This window comes from Enterococcus wangshanyuanii (genome assembly GCF_002197645.1).
In the GTDB taxonomy this organism is placed as follows: domain Bacteria; phylum Bacillota; class Bacilli; order Lactobacillales; family Enterococcaceae; genus Enterococcus_L; species Enterococcus_L wangshanyuanii.
Map to the genome: position 1 here is coordinate 3313744 of NZ_CP021874.1, position 19055 is coordinate 3332798.

At 38.6% G+C, this 19055-nt stretch carries 19 protein-coding genes; 13 read left to right on the forward strand and 6 right to left on the reverse strand.

Going from position 1 to position 19055, the window contains the following annotated elements; genetic code table 11:
• Positions 1-12 precede the first annotated feature (12 nt).
• The 4 genes from CC204_RS16425 to CC204_RS16440 all read left to right on the forward strand — a co-directional run bounded on the left by CC204_RS16425 (position 13) and on the right by CC204_RS16440 (position 4089).
• Positions 13-1380, forward strand: a complete 1368-nt coding sequence (locus CC204_RS16425; RefSeq protein WP_088271157.1) for a PTS ascorbate transporter subunit IIC — start codon at positions 13-15, stop codon at positions 1378-1380.
• 42 nt (positions 1381-1422) lie between these two features.
• Positions 1423-2211, forward strand: coding sequence for a transketolase (locus CC204_RS16430; RefSeq protein ID WP_229677500.1), 789 nt, complete (start codon positions 1423-1425; stop codon positions 2209-2211).
• Positions 2211-3134, forward strand: a complete 924-nt coding sequence (locus tag CC204_RS16435; RefSeq protein WP_088271159.1) for a transketolase family protein — start codon at positions 2211-2213, stop codon at positions 3132-3134. The genes CC204_RS16430 and CC204_RS16435 overlap by 1 nt, the downstream gene beginning before the upstream one ends.
• Before the next feature lie 412 nt (positions 3135-3546).
• Positions 3547-4089, forward strand: coding sequence for a DNA-3-methyladenine glycosylase I (locus tag CC204_RS16440; RefSeq protein WP_088271160.1), 543 nt, complete (start codon positions 3547-3549; stop codon positions 4087-4089).
• A 291-nt stretch (positions 4090-4380) separates the two neighbouring features.
• Here the strand turns inward: CC204_RS16440 and CC204_RS16445 are convergent, their stop codons facing one another.
• Positions 4381-4725 (reverse strand): cupin domain-containing protein, encoded by a 345-nt coding sequence (locus tag CC204_RS16445; protein ID WP_088271161.1) that lies wholly within the window; start codon positions 4723-4725, stop codon positions 4381-4383.
• Positions 4726-4878: 153 nt separating this feature from the next.
• Between CC204_RS16445 and CC204_RS21555 the strand changes: the two genes are divergently transcribed.
• Together CC204_RS21555 and CC204_RS16450 are read left to right on the forward strand one after the other, a co-directional pair.
• A complete protein-coding gene (locus CC204_RS21555; protein WP_227011183.1) occupies positions 4879-5049 on the forward strand; it encodes a helix-turn-helix domain-containing protein in 171 nt (56 codons plus the stop codon).
• The gene (locus tag CC204_RS16450; RefSeq protein WP_227011184.1) at positions 5046-5753 is read left to right on the forward strand and encodes a substrate-binding domain-containing protein; all 708 of its coding nucleotides are present in this window, start codon (positions 5046-5048) and stop codon (positions 5751-5753) included. Before CC204_RS21555 ends, CC204_RS16450 begins: the two co-directional genes overlap by 4 nt.
• Positions 5754-5897: 144 nt before the next feature.
• Here CC204_RS16450 and CC204_RS16455 read toward each other — a convergent pair whose 3' ends face one another.
• From CC204_RS16455 to CC204_RS16465, 3 genes are all read right to left on the reverse strand, one after another.
• Complete coding sequence (locus CC204_RS16455) at positions 5898-7328, reverse strand: 6-phospho-beta-glucosidase (protein ID WP_088271162.1); 1431 nt, start codon at positions 7326-7328, stop codon at positions 5898-5900.
• A 121-nt stretch (positions 7329-7449) separates the two neighbouring features.
• Positions 7450-8781, reverse strand: coding sequence for a PTS sugar transporter subunit IIC (locus CC204_RS16460; protein WP_088271163.1), 1332 nt, complete (start codon positions 8779-8781; stop codon positions 7450-7452).
• Positions 8782-9062: 281 nt separating this feature from the next.
• Positions 9063-9833, reverse strand: a complete 771-nt coding sequence (locus tag CC204_RS16465; protein ID WP_088271164.1) for a MurR/RpiR family transcriptional regulator — start codon at positions 9831-9833, stop codon at positions 9063-9065.
• A gap of 204 nt (positions 9834-10037) precedes the next feature.
• On the opposite strand from CC204_RS16465, the gene CC204_RS16470 reads away from it, so the two are divergent.
• Positions 10038-11108, forward strand: a complete 1071-nt coding sequence (locus tag CC204_RS16470; protein ID WP_088271165.1) for an acyltransferase family protein — start codon at positions 10038-10040, stop codon at positions 11106-11108.
• A gap of 29 nt (positions 11109-11137) precedes the next feature.
• On the opposite strand, the gene CC204_RS16475 is transcribed toward CC204_RS16470, so the two are convergent.
• Positions 11138-12643 carry an amino acid permease gene (locus tag CC204_RS16475; protein ID WP_088271166.1) on the reverse strand — a complete coding sequence of 502 codons (1506 nt, stop codon included), beginning with the start codon at positions 12641-12643 and terminating at the stop codon, positions 11138-11140.
• 98 nt (positions 12644-12741) lie between these two features.
• Between CC204_RS16475 and CC204_RS16480 the strand changes: the two genes are divergently transcribed.
• Genes CC204_RS16480 through CC204_RS16500 form a run of 5 tightly spaced genes read left to right on the forward strand, consistent with a single transcriptional unit; the run spans position 12742 to position 16018 of the window.
• The gene (locus CC204_RS16480; protein WP_088271167.1) at positions 12742-13170 is read left to right on the forward strand and encodes a GAF domain-containing protein; all 429 of its coding nucleotides are present in this window, start codon (positions 12742-12744) and stop codon (positions 13168-13170) included.
• A 9-nt stretch (positions 13171-13179) separates the two neighbouring features.
• Positions 13180-14199, forward strand: coding sequence for a sensor histidine kinase (locus tag CC204_RS16485; RefSeq protein WP_088271168.1), 1020 nt, complete (start codon positions 13180-13182; stop codon positions 14197-14199).
• Positions 14196-14843, forward strand: a complete 648-nt coding sequence (locus CC204_RS16490) for a response regulator transcription factor (protein ID WP_088271169.1) — start codon at positions 14196-14198, stop codon at positions 14841-14843. The genes CC204_RS16485 and CC204_RS16490 overlap by 4 nt, the downstream gene beginning before the upstream one ends.
• A gap of 9 nt (positions 14844-14852) precedes the next feature.
• Positions 14853-15590: a sirohydrochlorin chelatase gene (locus CC204_RS16495; protein WP_088271170.1), complete on the forward strand. Its 738-nt coding sequence runs from the start codon at positions 14853-14855 to the stop codon at positions 15588-15590.
• Positions 15578-16018: a precorrin-2 dehydrogenase/sirohydrochlorin ferrochelatase family protein gene (locus CC204_RS16500; protein WP_088271171.1), complete on the forward strand. Its 441-nt coding sequence runs from the start codon at positions 15578-15580 to the stop codon at positions 16016-16018. Before CC204_RS16495 ends, CC204_RS16500 begins: the two co-directional genes overlap by 13 nt.
• Before the next feature lie 54 nt (positions 16019-16072).
• Here CC204_RS16500 and CC204_RS16505 read toward each other — a convergent pair whose 3' ends face one another.
• Positions 16073-16492: a hypothetical protein gene (locus CC204_RS16505; RefSeq protein ID WP_088271172.1), complete on the reverse strand. Its 420-nt coding sequence runs from the start codon at positions 16490-16492 to the stop codon at positions 16073-16075.
• Positions 16493-16651: 159 nt separating this feature from the next.
• Here CC204_RS16505 and nirB point away from each other — a divergent pair, with 159 nt between their 5' ends.
• Positions 16652-19054 carry a nitrite reductase large subunit NirB gene (gene nirB, locus CC204_RS16510; protein ID WP_088271173.1) on the forward strand — a complete coding sequence of 801 codons (2403 nt, stop codon included), beginning with the start codon at positions 16652-16654 and terminating at the stop codon, positions 19052-19054.
• Position 19055: the final 1 nt, after the last annotated feature.

Here is a 19055-nt window from a genome sequence, read left to right on the forward strand (position 1 = left end):
GAGGGAAAATCAATGAATGGGGTATTAAATATACTGATCGATATCGCAAGTACACCAGCAATCTTGGTTGCTTTGATTGCGGTACTTGGGTTAGGTTTACAGAAAAAGCCGATTTCTGATGTCGTGCGTGGCGGAATCAAAACCTTTGTTGGCTTTTTAGTGGTTACTGCAGGAGCGGGAGTTATTGAAGGCTCATTAGCGCCATTTGGAGAAATGTTTCAGCATGCATTCAATATGCAGGGCGTTGTACCGAACAACGAAGCGATCGTAGCATTAGCCTTGACGAAATACGGCACTTATACAGCATTGATCATGTTAGTTGGTATGGCCTTCAATATTTTGATCGCCCGCATCACTAAATTTAAATACATTTATTTAACTGGACATGCCACGCTTTACATGGCGTGTATGATTGCAGTTATCATGAGTGTGACAAAAATGAGTGCTGTACCATTAGTTTTGGTTGGCGGTTTGGCTTTAGGTTTGGCAAATACGATTTTTCCAGCAATTGCCCAACCATTTACCAAACAGATCACGAAGAATGATTCTGTGGCTTTAGGGCATACAGGAAACTTTGGTTATGCGCTTAGTGGGTTTATCGGCAAGTATGTGGGAAATAAAGAAAAATCAACAGAGGATATCAATTTTCCTAAAGGCCTTGCGTTTTTACGAGATTCCACAGTTAGTATAACGTTGACAATGGGAATCGTATATACGATTGTCGCTTTATTTGCAGGAAACACGTTTATCTCAGAAAACCTTAGTGATGGCACGAATTATATTATTTATGCTTTACAGCAAGCAGGTATGTTTGCCGCAGGCGTGTTTGTGATCCTTGCAGGTGTTCGATTGATCTTAGCGGAAATTGTTCCGGCATTCAAAGGAATCTCTGAAAAATTAGTTCCCAATTCGATTCCGGCGCTGGATTGTCCGATCGTTTTTCCTTATGCACCAAATGCAGTGTTGATCGGCTTTTTAACTAGTTTTGTAGGTGGGATCGTGAGTTTGTTCATCATGGTAGCAACGGGTACGACCGTGATCATTCCAGGTGTGGTGCCGCATTTCTTCTGTGGTGCGACGGCAGGTGTTTTTGGAAATGCCACAGGCGGTGTACGCGGAGCAGTGGTAGGTTCATTTATCCATGGGGTGATCATCAGTTTCATGCCGATTCTATTGATGCCAGTCATGGGCGATCTTGGCTTCCAAGGATCGACATTCTCTGATACCGATTATGGAGTGACAGGGATTTTCCTTGGAAAACTAGCAGATATGGGCGGACAGCTTGCAGTTGTGGTTGGAATCGTTGCAGTCTTAGTCTTACTTTTGGCGCTAACCGTATTTGGTAAAAAGAAAACAACAAAAACTGAGGAGGCAGCATAAGTGAATATTCAGAAATTTGCTGATCGAATTCGTTATTACACGATGAAAGAGCTGGATAATCTTGGGTTTGGTCATTTTGGCGGCAGTCTGTCGATCGTTGAAACGTTAGCTGTTTTATATGGAAAGGTGCTTGATGTTTCTCCAGAACGAGCGACTGATCCGAATCGTGATTATTTTGTATTATCAAAAGGACACGCGGGTCCCGCGTTGTATGCGACGCTTTTTTTAAAAGGGTATTTTGATGAAAACTTTCTTTTTAGCTTAAATCAAAATGGGACGCGTTTACCATCTCATCCGGATCGAAACAAAACACCGGGTGTTGATATGACGACAGGATCATTGGGACAAGGCATTTCCGCTGCTACTGGGATCGCCAAAGGCAATCAGTTAGCTGGCCGAAATAATTTTACCTATGCAATCGTTGGTGACGGAGAATTGAATGAAGGCCAATGCTGGGAAGCGTTTCAGTTTGCTGCACATCAAAAGCTAGACCATTTGATCGTGTTGATCGATGATAATAAAAAGCAGCTGGATGGATATACTGCAGAGATTTGTGATCCACTTGATTTTGTTGAAAAAATGCAGGCGTTTGGGTTTAATAGCTGGCGGGTGAATGGTGGAGATGTGTCAGCTATAGAAGCAGCAATCGATCACGCGAAGAAAGTGAATGGAAAACCCACCGCGATCGTTTTGGATACAGTAAAAGGGCAAGGCGTTCCTTATTTTGAAGAGCTGATGGATAACCATCATGTTCGTCCCGATGAGGCAGGTAAAATAGCGATCAAAGAATCGATTGAAAGCTTAGCTAAAAAGATCGAGGTGAATCAGTGATGAAAGACTTAGAAATGCGTCAAGTTTATACTCAAACACTACAAGAGCTAGCAGAAAAAGATCAAAGCGTTTTAGCATTAGAGGCTGATTTGGCTGGATCGATGGGAACCAGCAAACTAAAAGAAAAGCTGGGCGATCGTTATATCAATGTAGGGATTATGGAAGCGCAGGAAATGAGTGCTGCTGCTGGATTAGCTGTAACGGGATTTATTCCATTTATCCATACCTTTGCGCCATTTGCGACGAGACGTTCATTTGATCAAGTATTTATCTCTCTTGGGTATGCCAAAAATCATGCAGTCATCGTTGGAACGGACCCTGGTGTTACAGCGGAAATGAATGGCGGTACGCATATGCCGTTTGAAGATGTAGCCTTGATGCGGGTGATTCCCGGAAACAATGTATATGAGGTTTCTGATCCTTATCAGTTCAAAGCTATTTTAGAATACGCACATACAGCTGAAGGACTTTTCTATATTCGGACCATTCGTAAGCAGGCAAAATCGTTGTATCAAGCAGATCAGGATTTCTCTAAAGGTTATTGTCGGTTAAAAAAAGGAACACATGGGACGATTTTTGCTAGTGGAATCATGGTAGAAGAAGCACTTCAAGCAGCTAATGCTTTAGAAGAACAAGGGATGTCAGTTCAAGTGATCGATTTGTTTAGGATCAAGCCGATGAATGAAGAAGTCGTAATCGAAGCTGCCAAACTAGGTCCGATCGTAACCGCAGAAAATCATAACGTGATTGGCGGACTAGGAAGTGCTGTAGCAGAAATCATTGCTGAAAATCATCCAACAAAAATGAAACGAATCGGTGTAAAAGAACAATTTGGTCAAGTGGGTAAGCTGGATTATTTGAAAGAAGTTTATGGATTAAAGGCTGTTGATATTTCAAATGCGATGATAGAGTTATTAAAATAAATATACACATTTAGGGACTGGGACATAACTCTATGAGTTACGACCCAGTCCTTTTTAAAACGAATAAACGGTGGAAGCAGAAGTAACTACTACGCATTGCTTCGATCACATCAGCTAACACATACAGTTTCACTATTGTTTAGAGAACAAAGTGAAGCTAGCAAAATTCCAAGTGCTAAAGCACTAAGAGTTGAAGGTTTCGAAATAAGCCGAAATTGCTGTAAAACTCAACGAAGAATGAGTTGATGCTTTCTCGTCAAAGACTCGTCGCAGATAAACAGTTTTGCACAGTACCTACTTGGTTCTCGGAGTTGAACACCTCTGTCCCATCCTCTTTTGGTCAAGAACAATGAATAAGTCACGATTCATTTTATGTTATGATAAGAGAAATAGCTATTCATAGGAGAGAAAAATGAAAAAAGACCAACCGTCAAAATTCGACTGGTACCATAAACAATGGGGAAAACCTACACATGATGACCGCTTGCTTTTTATTTTATTAACGGTAGGTACCTTTCAAGCAGGATTAAGCTGGAAGGCTGCAGCTGGTAAATTGGATGTCTTTTTGAGAAATTTCCACAATATGGACATTCAAAAAGTGGCTGCAATGATGCCAGACGATGTGGAAAAAATCATGCAGGACCCTGAAATGATTCGCAACCCAAGAAAAATCAACGCGACGATTCAAAATGCTCAAGCGATTGTAGCAGTACAAAAAGAATATGGCAGCTTTGCTGAGTATATGTGGGATTTTGTTGGCGGTGTTCCTCGTTTGAATGTTTATGAAGAAGCGTACCAAGTCCCTAATGTATCGCCGCTTTCCAAGAATGTTGCTAAAAATATGAAGCAGCATGGATTTACTTTTGTGGGACCAGTTGTTACTTACATGTTTATGAAAGCCAGTGGAATGATACAAGATGAAGTGTTGAATCAAGACGGTCGATCAGTAAAATAAGTGATAGTAACAAAAATATTGTTTTGGTTTAGTAGAGTGTGAGGCGTCGATCAGAGTATTTTCTGATCATCGCCTCATGCTTTTTTACTTTTAGTAGAAATCAAAGCCGGGAAAAGCTTCAAAGAAGTCAGGCTTTAAAATTGAATCAATCGATTGAGCTATTTCATCGATACTATTTGTTAAATAAGTTTTATGGAAACAAACTGTAAAAGTAGCTTTCAGGAGAACTGCAGCTTATACAGTTTATTTACATGCTCGTTTTTAATAGACACATGAATAAACTATATTTTTCTATGCTTCGTATAAATCGCCGCTATTTTCTTTATTCAATGTTCCTTCAAGCTCGATCATTAAAAATTTTGTTAGGTCTTTTACCACAGGACGATGCTTTATTCCTTTGGGTACAATAATCATTTCGCCAGTATTTAGTCTAGTCAATCCGTCTTCTGTTTCAAGCTGAAAACTTCCTTCTATAACATAAAATAGTTCATCAGATTCTTCATGTACATGAAAATCAAGTGTTCGATTTTCGACATTTACCACACTTAGTACATGTCCGTTGAGCACACCGATTTTTTCATATACATATAGCTGTGTTACTTGATCAACTGCTTCTTTTAAATTTACTTTATTCATCCATCTTTCACCCTTTCTTATCTAGAAATCAGATGTTATTGATTTCTTTGTGTATCCATGATAGCATGAGAATAATTATCTTAAAAATAGATTATTCGTATAGTAACGATCGTTTATACAGATTGATTTTTTTTTAATAGAAAGGAAACAACGATGGAGATCAAGCATTTACGAACTTTTTTGACACTAAGCGACATTAGGAATTTTACCAGAACAGCTGAACAGCTTCATTATGCGCAATCCTATGTTTCAACGCTGATCCAGCAGCTTGAAGAAGAGCTTGATACGCAGCTTTTTGAAAGACTTGGAAAAAAATTAATTTGACTGCTGACGGGAAGTCATTGATTCCTTATGCGAAAAAAATGCTTGCCCTCTCAGCAGATTTAGAAGAACAGTTTTCTAAAGAAACACATGGAACGATTGTGATCGGTGCGACTGAGTCTATCTGTATTCATCGTTTGCCTGAAATTATTTCAACATTCAAAACCATGCATCCGGATATCGAACTATCGATACAGATCATTGATTCTCCTGATTTTTCATCGTTACTTATGGACAGTCAGTTAGATCTTGCTCTGGAGTTAAATCTGCAAAATCAGCAGACCTCATTTATTACAGAGGCATTATTAGAAGAAGAGATCGGTGTGTTTGCTGCAGCAGATTTCGAGTTAGCTCAAAAATCTAATCCTCTCATCGAAGATTTTGCCGATGTTCCATTACTTTTAACTAGTAAAGAGTGTGTCTATCGAACTCTATTTGAAGATGAACTAAAAGCAGCAGAAATTACCCCAAAAATCGTTTTTGAGACTAGTAGTGTAGAAGCAATCAAACAAACGGCAATTAGTGGATTAGGTGTATGTGTACTGCCTCTGATCACAGTTAAGGATGAACTGGAAAAGGGGACGTTAGTTAGAATCAACTATCAGACTGACTATAAAATGATGACACAACTGATTTACCACAAAGACAAATGGTTCTCTGATTATCTAAAGGATTTTATCCAAGTGATAAGAACTGTTATTGTTTGAGAAATGGACAAAGACTTCAGTTCGATCTACTAGTAAAACGTCAATTAGCTGGATATGGCTAGATAGTGATGAGCAAAGGACTACAAAAATAAGCTGATGAGACACTTGCCTTTTAGGCTTTCTCACCAGCTTATTTTTTATAGTCTAAAGAATTTCACCGTTGCTCTTGATCACTTGTTGATACCAGTCAAATGATTTTTTCTTAGAACGTGCCAAGGTTCCTTGGCCTTCATTATCTTTATCCACATAGATAAAACCATAACGTTTTTTCATCTCACCTGTTCCCGCAGAAACTAAATCGATGAAGCCCCAAGGCGTGTAACCGATCAATGGAATTCCATCGTATTCAACAGCTTCTTTCATCATTTCGATATGCGCTTTCAAATAATCGATTCGATACTGATCGTTGATCGTACCATCGGGTTCGACTTCATCAATGGCACCAAAACCATTTTCCACGATAAACAGCGGCAATTCATAGCGTTCATTAAACCAGTTCATTGCATAACGCAAGCCTAACGGATCGATTTGCCAGCCCCAGTCAGAAGCTTCTACATAAGGATTTTTAACTAGATCTTTTGATTCATCATAGTCAAAGGCAGGACCTTTATCATGATCTTTGATCGCAAAAGACATATAGTAGCTAAAACCGATATAGTCCACACAGCCTTGTGTTAAATCAGCTAGATCCTCTGCAGTGATATCTAATTCAAATCCTTTACGTGTCAGGTATTTTTCCATGAAACTTGGATAATGTCCACGCACATGAACATCTGTAAACCAATAACGTTTTTGCATGGCACTGACAGAAGCCATCATATCTTTTGGATCACATGAATAAGGGTAAATCGGGCACATTGCGATCATACAACCGATTTGAAAATCAGGATTGATCTCATGACCGATCTTGACTGCCTGAGCACTAGCGACTAACTCATAATGAGCCGCTTGGTACATGATTTTTTCACGATCTTCTCCATCCTGATACTTGATTCCGGAGTTGGTAAAAGGCGCAAAGTCTTCTGCATAATTGGCTTGGTTATTGATTTCATTGAAGGTCATCCAATACGTGACTTTATCTTTATAACGCTCAAAACAAACTCGGGCAAATTTAGCAAAAAAGTCGATCATTTTCCGATTGCGCCAGCCGCCGTATTCTGTTACTAAATGATAAGGCATTTCAAAATGAGACAAAGTTATAACAGGCTCGATCCCATATTTTAAGCATTCATCAAACAAATCATCGTAGAACTGAAGGCCAGCTTCATTTGGCTCCGCTTCATCTCCGTTAGGAAAAATCCGTGTCCAGGCAATCGACGTTCTGAAACAATTCAATCCAAGATCGGCAAATAATTTTACGTCTTCTTTGTAATGATGATAAAAATCGATTGCTTCATGATTTGGGTAATTTTCTCCAGCTAAAACGCCATCAGTGATTCTTCTAGGAACCCCATTTGCTCCGACGGTCATTACATCAGCGACGCTGATTCCTTTACCGCCTTGATCCCAACCACCTTCTAATTGATGAGCAGCAACAGCGCCGCCCCAAAGGAAATTCTCTCTTAATATCGACATCTAATCTACTCCTTGCAGCATATACTATTTTTATAAATAAAAGGTCTCCGCACAACTGGGAGGAAACGCTTGAACGGATCAGTTGTGCGAGAGAGCCAGTAGGTAACTTAGGTTAAAAGTATTACGCTTGTGCTTCGATTTCTTCCAATGTTTCTTCTGTGATTGGTTGATTTGTTTCTTGAGCATAGTTGATTGCATCCATTTTTCTAGCGAATGGTAGGTAGATAAAGAATCCAACCGTTAAAACAAATGCTTGTAACAAGGCTGCTTGCCAACCGCCTACTAATAATCCAGAAATGATCGGAGGGGTTGTCCAAGGCACTTGAACGGCTGTAAATAATGGAACTAAACCTGTATATAAAGCAAAATACGTAATGATCGAAGAAACGACTGGTGTTAAAATAAATGGAATCGCCATGATAGGATTCATTACGATCGGTGTGGCAAAAGTGATCGGTTCATTGATATTGAAGACTGCAGGTCCGATAGATAAACGACCTAATTGTTTAAATTGCGCTGATTTTGCAAAGAATACCATGTAAACCACTAAACCAAGGGTCATTCCAGCACCTGTAACAGTCAAAAATTGATCTAAAAATTGTTGGGTAACAATGTGACCACCGTTAGCAACTGTCAATTCTTTTCCAGCGTTTAAAATATCTGTATTTTCTAATGAGTTTGCTTGTAAAATAGGTCCCATGATTCCACCAACGATCGTTGATCCGTGAACGCCGAAGAACCAGAACAAAGGAACTAAGAAGCCAAGAACTAATGCGCCGCCTAATGAATCAGTAACTCCTTGAAGTGGAGATTGCAGTACTTCGTAAATAAAATCAAAGAACGTTGTTTTAAAGACTTTGTCAAAGAAGATATAGACAAACATCGCACCAGTGATCAAAGCCGCAGCTGGGATCAAGGCTGTAAATGAGTTTGCTACGTTTTCTGGTACAGCTTCAGGTAATTTAATGCGGATATCATGACGTAAGAACCAGCTGTAGACCCAACCGACGATCAAACCAACGATGATCGCTGTGATCATCCCTTTACCAGCTGTCCAATCTTTATTGATAATGTTGCCGATCGTTACACCACTTTCTGCATCAGTGATTTCAGCAGACATGAATAAGATAAACACAACAAGAGAAATCATCCCAGCAGGTAATCCCTCAAACCCTTCAGTTTTAACATAAGAATAAGCGATACCAATAACAGCGAAAACAGACATAATCGCAAAAGAAGCTCCATAAGCCTGATTGAAATAAACGACAAGACCACTTTCAGTGATCCAGTTAGCAACCGATTCGATCGGCAGATTTGCTAATAAAAGGAAAATCGAACCAACGATCGTAAACGGCATGGTATACAGCATCCCATTTCTTAGTGCTGTGATCGCTTTGGTATTCACAAATTTTAAAACTGGTGGTAGAACTTTTTCATTGATCCATTCGTTCATTAAAAACCTCTCCTTTGTTCTGAGTTTAGGTAAATAAAAATAAGTGCGTGTAGTGTATTCAAAAAAAGCGGCCGTCTTTTTTTAAGAAGATTGAATACGTTTACATATCTACTATAAGGGAGTTTTACTCTTTTTAAAATAGTTTTGCTGTTTTGAGAAACATGTTCCAGCTGAAAAAACAAAAAAAGGGTCTAGAACAAAAACTATAAAACAGTTTTTGCCCAGACCTTAATTCTTCATAAACGGTAGCAAACAATAGCTAAGCGACTGTGGATTCGTTTTTATGGTCGATTTTGAGAATTTCTTTCTGAAAATTCCTTACTTGCCTGATGAGCGAGCAGTTCAATTAAAGCAATAACAGGAATTTGAGTGGTAATATTGATAAAAGGATCCGCGTATAATGATCGTTCGTCTGGCATATAATAGGAAATATTGTAGTCTGCTAAACGGGCGATCGTTGAATGCTCATCATTTGTGATACTCAAGACTTTTGCGCCCGAACGCTTGAAATCAGTCACCTGCTTGATCACTTCAGAAGTTTCTCCAGAAACTGAAAGAATGATGGCTAAGGTATTTTCGAATCCTCTTTGAGGAATAGGCGTGAAGGGATCATCGATACTATAGGCATTGATGCCCATATTCGCAAAATAACGGCTGCCGTAACTTCCTAAAATGCCGCTGGTTCCAATCCCTGAAAATACGACATGCCGATTTTCAGTAATCATGGTAATTGCTGGTTTTAACGTTTCATAATAGGTTTGTTGATTGATTCGTTTTAAAAAAGAATCAACATGAATCGTTGCAGTATAATATTGCTCGAAAGACTGGTGTTCTTTTTGTTCAGCTTCTTTTTTAAGTGCATATTTTAATTCTGAAAAGCCATCAAAGCCCATTTTTGAACAAAAGCGTAAAATAGTTGAAGTTGATACATGACAATCAGCAGATAATTGCCGGATCGTTAACGTAGGAATCGTTGTCATGTGCTCTAGCGTGTAATGATAGACCAGCATTTCCAGCTCATTTAGTGATTGAACTTTCTCCAGATCAAACAAAAGAATTCCTCCTATATGCAAGTTAGTTGTTTTAGAATAAATAAAGAGAAACGCTTACTTTAATATTGTACAGGAAAGTGAGTATTTTCGCTTGTTTATCTAATCAAAAATAAAAGAAAAGTTAGTTTATTTGGAATAGATGATTGAATAACGGCTATTAAGAGGTATAATGTTGATGAATGCGTTTTTGTGGGAGTGTGTTGTATGGATTTACTTTTGTTATTATTTTTGATTTTTTTCTTTTTCAACTTGTCATCGAATCCTACGAGTAAGGATCAGACATTATCCGTTCAAACGACGAGTTATCTGCAATGTGTATTGGTATTTATCATCATGCTTCATCATATTTCTCAAGTAACAGCAGGAGCACCAGGCTCACTTTTGTCTAATGGTTTATCCGTTGCGGGGCGTTTGGCTGTTTCCGTCTTCTTTTTTATTTCTGGGTACGGGCTTTTTAAGCAATACTTAGTGAAAAAAGAAAGTTATTTGAAAAATTTTCTTCAAAAGAGATTAGGACCATTGCTGTTTTCGTATGCTTTTGCCATGCTCATCTATTTTATTTATCGGAGGATCACTGGGGGATTGGGTGTTAAAGATGCGATCAAATCATTAGTCAACGGCAGTCCATTCGTGAGTAATAGCTGGTATGTTATAGCGATTATTTTTTTCTATCTATTATTTTATTTATCTGGAAAACTTTCTCGGAACAAATCAATGTTCATCGTATTTTTATTTATAGGGACAGCACTTTTCTTTGGTATTACAAGCTACATCGGTTATGGGGAATGGTGGTATAATGCTGTGTTTACATTTCCGGTAGGTGCGTTGTGGGCGTCTCAAGAAAAAAGAATCGTAGCAGTCGTAGGGGCTAAATACAGAATATATTGTGCAGCGATTGCATTGCTGTTCAGCTTTTTCTTTTATTTGGATGAAATTCAACCGTTGATCTATTTTAGAGAGCTTGCATGTATTTTATTTGCCGTTTTAGTGATTGCACTTAGTTATAAATACTGGGTGAATGCTCCCTTCTTTTCTATGATGAAAAAGATGTCCTTTGAGCTTTACCTTTATCATGGGCTGATGATATCAGCTTTAAAAACACAAGCATGGCTTGTTGAAAAACGCTTTCTGTATGGCCTATTGGTCGTACTGTTCACAGTCGTTATTTCTTATTTAGTTAGGATCGTTACAAATTATCTAATGAAACGCTTTGCGGCAATAGGTGAAAGAACATATGGTACGTTAAATGCCGAAATCGAAAATAACCAATCCTAGAGTCATTTAGGATTGGTTATTTTTGTCCATTAATCTAATGTATACACTTCCCGTTTCAACTGGAAATTTTTATACAGCAGATAGGCAATCAGTGTAAATAATAAAGGACCGATCAATAAAGAAGCGCTTTTCATCACTTCTCCTTGAGAAAGTGGCTGATATAATTGAAAACCAATCGCTAAGGTGATGCTGGAAATGACACTATAGCTAATCACCTGACTCATTTTATTAGATTGAATAAAACTTATCGGCTGACTAGCTGCTAGCTGTTTCTTTTTGAATGTAGGATAAGCAAGAGCAACTAGTAGATATGGGATCGCTCTTGAAATATTGGTCATTAAGGTTAGCTGATTGTATAAAGCGACCACATAATGACTACCGAAACTGATACCCAAAATAAATAAGCTGATCAAGATTCCTTGAACAAGTAATGCATTTGTCGGCATATCGTATCTGTTTTTTTGTTTGAGCCAAGGATGCCAATAATGATTTGGTGTTCCCTCAACGAGTGTTCGAATTGGGAGATAAGAGATTGTTGAAAGTAAACTAATATAAGAAAATAGCAAGGTCAAGGCAGTAAAACGGGTGAATAGTTGTGCTAAAAGTTGACGATACACATGATTTAAAGAAAGTGTTTTTCCGATAGAGTAGCCAAGATTTTCCATCAGTTCATACATAAGATTGCCTAAATGAATCGTGTTATTTGCTTTTAAGTGAGCTAAATTATTTCCGCCACTCCATAATAAAATTCCTAAAAAATAACAAAGTACGACAAGGACACTACTTGAAATCAATAACCGTGGGAACCGATTTTTTTGTGCACCAGTCTTATCCACTAAACTGGCAATAGTATCCAATCCTCCGAAAGCAGTGATAGCAAAAATCAAAAAGGATAATTGTTCCATTAATGATTGCTTAGAAGCAGGATCGTGATTTCCACTAGTGAAACTTGCAGAAAGGTTGGGCAAAATAGCCGAACTGTTTGTGAACCATAACCATAAATTTCCACTAAGACTGATGACTACTAATAGGCTCATCATGACTCCGCTCAAATATAAAATAGAAGCGATCCCTTTAAAGCCGCGACTGATAAAATAAAAAGTCACACTAACGGCGATCAAGGACAATAGTCCAATCAAAACAGAGGAGGAGATAAATGGTAGCGGGATGTCTTTTTTCGTTAAATCGGACCCAAATAACAAGATAGATAAAGGAATCCAAAGTTTCATAAATAAACTGATCATCCAGATGAAATAGCTGCAGTACCACAAAAAAGAGGCAATAAAAGCAACCTTTTCTGACAGATGTCCAGCTAACCACTGATACAAACCGCCAATATGATTTTTATATACACCAGTAAATTCTGATATAATGATGGCGTAAGGAATAAAATAAAAAAGTGCAGCACCGATAAAAAAAGGAACAGCTTTGATTCCCATCAAGAAAAATGCAGTAGTCAAGCTGGAAAAAGAAAAGACAGTCATTGTGATGATCATGATTAAACGTTTAGGACTAAATGCAGTAGTAGTTTTCATAAAAAAATCCTTTTGATAGTTGATATAGGCTTAAGGATAAGAGAATGTGAGAATGAATACAAGCTTTTTATTAAAAATTAGGGAATAGGAGTATGAAGATGATAGAGCCGATTCAACAAAAAATCGATCAAATCAAAGAAGAACTTCATGTTGATTTTGCGGCGCTAGCGCTGTCCACGATCAGTGACAGAACCAGTATACGAGTAATCCGTTGGAAATATGTGTCTGGCAATATGAATCAACACTATGAGCGGATTCGGTTACAAGTAGGCAAAGGGATTGGCGGAATCGTCTGGCGAACAGGTCGAAGCTATCAGGCAACCAATTTACAGAAAAAGCCTGAACAACTGGTCGAACTGCCGATCACTCGAATGGAAAAACTGGAAACGGTATTGGCTTATCCTGTTCTGAACACAGGAGAGGTCAAAGGTGTGTTGCTTGTCGGCTATCGTGAGGTAAGAGACGTTTCAAGTGAATTGATGACCGCTGCACAAGACAAAGCAAATGAGCTGGAGGCTTATTTATAGGGGATAAATATGGAAAAAAGAGGATTAGAAAAAATTTTTGAGGTTGTAAGTGATGCGTTGTTTTTACTCGAAGGGGATCGATGTATCAAACAAAATAAAGCGGCAGATGAGTTGAGTGATGAATATCCAATTCATTTACAAAAGATTTTAGAAATTGCCAAAGGTGACGGCTGCATGTTGCATTCAACATTGGAGAAATGTCTGGACTGCGAGGTCAGAGCAGACTGGGATCAAGGATCTTTTCCAATTATATTGGAAACCTCAGCCGGCCATCAGGAACAATTTAGCGGTAGCTTTAGCCAGGTAGATGAAAAAATATCTTTGCTGAGTATTCGTCGTATCGCAGTTGAAGATCGCCTGCAGCAGATGATTCAAAATAAACGCTTGATCGAGTATGTCAATCAAGCACATGAAAACGAGCGCCGGGCATTATCTCAAGAACTCCATGATGGATTGGCGCAAAGTATCTACAGTCTGATGCTGGAGACACGTCAATTGAAATGGGTAGATCGATCTGAATGCCTTATGGATCGACTGCAAAAAATCGACGAAGATTTTGTGTTGCTGCTTAGTGAAGTCAAACAGCTTGCAGTCGATTTACGCCCAGCAGCTTTAGACGATTTAGGACTGATACCAGCAATTGAAGCATTACTTCATCGTTATAAGGAAACGACAGGAATGGATATCCATTTTATTCCTGTTGTACCCAACAAAAGATTTGCAGATAGTTTAGAAACGATCACTTATCGTGTATTGCAGGAGAGTGTGATGAATAGTGTGAAGTATGCTGATGTCGATGAATTGTGGGTAACATTAAGTGAACGGGATCATCATTTAATGCTGACTGTACGAGATCACGGGAAAGGTTTTGACCCTTTTTCAGTCAACAAAAATAGTCAGGGACTGGGACTTTTACATATGCAGGAAAGAGCTGAATCGATCGGTGGACGCTTAGAAATACAATCTGAAAAAGGTGAAGGAACCACGATCATTCTACGTTTGCCGATTAGACTGGGGGAAAAAATATGAATATTATCATAGCAGATGATCATGCGGTCGTGCGCAGTGGGTTACGCTTGTTGCTGGAAAATCAAGAAAATTGGACAGTAGTTGGTGACGCCGCGGATGGAACAGAAGCGTTTATGTTATTGGAAAAATATTCTGTAGATGTCGTTTTGATGGATTTGCGGATGCCTCCTGGTGAAAATGGTCTGCAAACAACTCGTCGAATCAAAGAACATTTTCCTGAAGTCAAAACGATTATTTTGAGTATGCATGATGAAGAAGAATATGTACGTAAAGCGTTAGAATATGGAGCGGAAGGGTACATTTTAAAAAGTTCCTCGGACACGGTTTTACTGGAAGCCATCGAACAAGTAGCAACAGGCAGTGTCACGATCGACCCATTTTTTGGTCCTTATTGTACAGAACTTTGGAACAATGAACGAACAACGATCGAAAAGGATAATAAATATGAGCGTCTTTCAAAACGAGAACGGGAAGTTTTGCCATTGGTAGCTTTGGGCTATAGTAACAAGGAAATCGCAGAGCGTCTCTTTATTTCAGTTAAAACAGTCGAAGTCCATAAATCTCATTTGATGAAGAAATTAGAATTTGAAACATTTACTGAATTGTTGCAATATAGTATGAAACATCAATTAATCGACTTATGAGGTGAGAAAATGATAGGAATTCTTTATGTCTTTCACGGCAGTCAAAAAAATGAAAAAAATCAAGCCGCGAGGGTGTTTATTCAACAGCTCCAAGAAAGAATACCAACAACTATTCTACAAAAAACAGCTTTTTTAGAAAATCATTCGGATACGATTGCAGGCACAGCTAAGAAAATGATCGAATCAGGTGTTGAAAAAATAATCGTTGTCCCAGTTCTATTATTTGCTGCTAAACATGCTTTAGTCGATATTCCAGCTGAGCTTGAACCAGTTAAAAAGGCTTATCCAACAGTTCAATTTTTTCAAACAGAGACATTTGGTAGTAAAAAAGGTAGCCGAGCAGTTTTGCTCGAGCGCTTTAAGAAAGTTTCTGACGAATATCAGGAAGACCGATTGACTGGCTTTTTAGTGGCTCATGGCACAAAGCAAACAGAGGAACCGCAACAAACCTTGGTTGAAATTGCTTCAGAAATCGAACGACAAGTTGGTTATCCAGTAACAGCGGTCAGTTTAAAAGGCCAAGAAAATTATTTAGAAATCATCGGTGAGCAACTGGACCAAAAACGTAAACCAGTGATCGTTCCTTTCTTTTTATTCGATGGGCATTTGATCACGGTCATGAAAAGTAAACTAGCGGAAGCGTTTCCGATAACTAGCTTTATCATTACACCAACGCTAGAATTTGATTCGCGAATTTTGACGGATTTAGAAGGTATTGTTAAAGAGGCATTATCATGTATCCAATAATGCTCGATTTGACTGAAAAAAAAATTGTGATCATTGGTGGCGGAAACATTGCATTAAGAAAAACGAAAGCAATTATAAAAGCAGGCGGGAAGGTTACGATCGTTGCACCAGCAATTTTACCAGAATTTTTTGAGCTGAGTGCTGTTCAGTGGATTGAATCAACGTATGAAAGTAAATATATCAAAACGGCACATTTGATTTTTGCCTGTACAGATTCTTTATCTGTCAATCAACAAGTAGTGAAAGATACAGCTGAATGGCAGTGGATCAATGATTGCAGCCAAAAAGAAAATAGCAACTTTTATAATATGAGTACGATCGAACAAGAAGATTCCTTGATTGCTCTTTCTTCTTACGGAAAGGATCCTGCTAAACTAAAAGAGCAGCGAAAAAAATTAGAGACTCTGCTGAATCACACAATTAATTAGAATCAAGTAAAAAACGACCATGAACTATTTGATGATAGAACATGGTTGTCTTTTTTATAGATAGGATTTAATAATTTTTTCAAAATCTCTGTTGATAAGTTTGTTAAAAGCAATATTGATAAAAATTTCTTGCCCATTATTCAAAAGCAAGACAGGATAATAACTGGTTATAGGGTTCTTATGGGTATTTAATTCTTTATAAGCAATTTCTTTGATGTCTTCCTTTTTTATAACTATCTGTTTTTTCACAGTCAATAAAATCGCATGTTCATGAATAGCGATGTGGTCTGATCTTTTGAATATAAGGAAAAATAGCCCGATCAAAATAAACATAAGCCCAATAATATAGCCGAAAATTTTGGCATATATAACGTTAGCTCCGATAGCAATTGCAATTCCTAAAATAGTGAAAACCAGCCCATTTTTTAAACTGTCTGTTCTAGATTTATATAATAAATTTCTCCATTTGTTCATTCTTTCACTCTTTTTTCTTAGTATACCATAAAGCTTTTCTTTGGAGAGCGGCATGCGGGTAGTTAATTAGGCAATTCCCTAATAGGCATAGCTGCACGTTCTTGTTATTCTGAGACTAGTAAATTGCTCAAGTAATCACAAAAGGAGATCATGAATAAAATGAAAGAAAAGCTTGTCTTAATTGGAAATGGAATGGCTGGAGTTCGAACGATCGAAGAAATTCTTGATCGAGATGCAGAACGCTATCAAATCACGATCATTGGTGAAGAAAAGTATCCGAATTATAACCGTATCATGCTATCGAATGTGCTGCAAAAGAAAATGACGGTTCCTGAAATCGTTACGAATCCGTTGGCGTGGTATGAAGAAAATCAGATCGAATTGATCAATCATGATCCAGCTGTAAAAATCGATACAGCGGCAAAGCAAATTATTACACAATCAGGTAAAGAAATTTTTTATGATAAATGTATTATAGCAACAGGTTCTAGAGCCTTTATTTTACCAGTAGAAGGAGCAAACTTGCCGGGTGTACTTGGTTTTAGAACGATCGATGACACAGAAAATATGCTGGAAGCAGCTCAAAAATATCAAAAAGCAGTAGTGATTGGCGGCGGTTTACTTGGCTTGGAGGCGGCTAAGGGCCTGCTGGATCAAGGGATGGATGTCACCGTTGTTCATTTAGAAAAATGGTTGATGGAAACACAGCTGGATGAAAAAGCCGGAAAAATGCTGCAGGCTGACTTGGAAAAACAAGGGTTAAAATTTTTGATGGAAAAAATGACTCAAAAAATCCTAGGAGAAGAGCGCGTCACAGGCTTGGCTTTTAATGACGGTACATCGATCGAAACAGATATAGTGGTGATGTCGATCGGGATTCGTTCGGAAACAACGATTGCCAGCGAAGCAAGTATTGAAGTCAACCGGGGAATTGTCGTAGATGACTTCATGCATACCAGTGCTGAAGATGTTTTTGCAGTGGGGGAATGTGCAGAGCATAACGGTAACGTCTACGGCTTAGTGGCACCATTATTTGAACAAGGGAAAGTTTTAGCAGATGTTTTGACCGGACGTGAAGCAAAACCTTATAAAGGAAGTACGACATTTACGTCGCTAAAAGTATCCGGCTGTGACCTTTATTCTGCTGGTAATATCAGGCAGGAAGAAGGCGTAAACAGCATTGAAGCTTTTGATGGCATCAATTACACGTATAAGAAAATTTTCGTCAAAGAGGATCGAGTGGTCGGTGTTGTATTATATGGTGATACGAGTGAAGGAAATCGCTACTACAATATTTTAAAGAAAAACGAAAGTATTGAAGACTATACACCAGTGTCACTGCTGCACATAGTCGGTGAAGAAGCTAGTGCAGATGTTGGTGAATGGCCGGATGATGAGGTGATCTGCGGCTGTAACGGGATCGATAAAGGAACGATCATGACAGCTATCAAAGAAAAAGAATTGACCTCTGTTGCAGCTGTCACGAAGCATACGAAAGCTGGCGGCTCTTGTGGAAAATGTAAGTCCGTTATCGGGGATGTATTGGCACATGCTTTAGGCGGCAAAGTGGTTTCAGCTCCGACAGGTATTTGTGGCTGTACAGACTTAACAAGAGACCAGATCGTTACCCAAATTTATGCGAAAAAATTAACCTCTTCAGAAGAAGTGTATCGCGAATTAAACTTTACTAATCCAGAAGGCTGTCCAAAGTGTCGTCCGGCAATCAATTTCTATTTGAATGTTGCTTGGCCTAAAGAACATGAGGATGAAAAAGAATCCCGCTATGTCAACGAACGGTTGTATGCCAATATTCAAAATGACGGAACGTTTTCTGTGATTCCAAGAATGCGTGGGGGGAAAACAAATCCGCAACAATTAGTGCTGATTGCAAAAGTTGCAGAAAAATATGATGTCCCAATGGTGAAGGTGACAGGAAGTCAACGAATCGGTTTGTATGGTGTCAAAAAAGAAGATCTTCCACAGATTTGGGAAGAATTGGATATGAAAGCAGCGGGTGCTTATGCCAAAGCTGTCCGTTCTGTAAAAACATGTGTTGGGGCAAACTTTTGCCGTTTTGGTACACAGGATTCCATGGGGTTGGGAATCAAATTGGAACAACGCTATGAATTCATCGATACACCACATAAATTTAAAATGGGGGTTTCTGCTTGTCCAAGAAGTTGTGTGGAAAGTGGTGTAAAAGATTTCGGAATCATCGGTGTTGAAAATGGATTCCAAATCTATATTGGCGGAAATGGCGGAACAGAAGTGAAAGAAGCTCAACTGCTGACAACGGCTGAGACTGAACAAGAAGTCATTGATATTTGCGGAGCAATGCTTCAATATTATCGGGAAACAGGAATTTATGCAGAACGTACTGCACCATGGATTGAACGGATGGGCTTTGAAGTTGTGAAAGAGGTTTTACTCAATCATGAAAAACGACAAGAATTAATAGCTGCATTAGATCAAGCAGTTGAAGGACGCCGTGGCAATCCTTGGGATGAAGTCGTTGAAGATCAACAAACACGAGAAGAATTGTACACAGTAGGGAGAGTCTAAA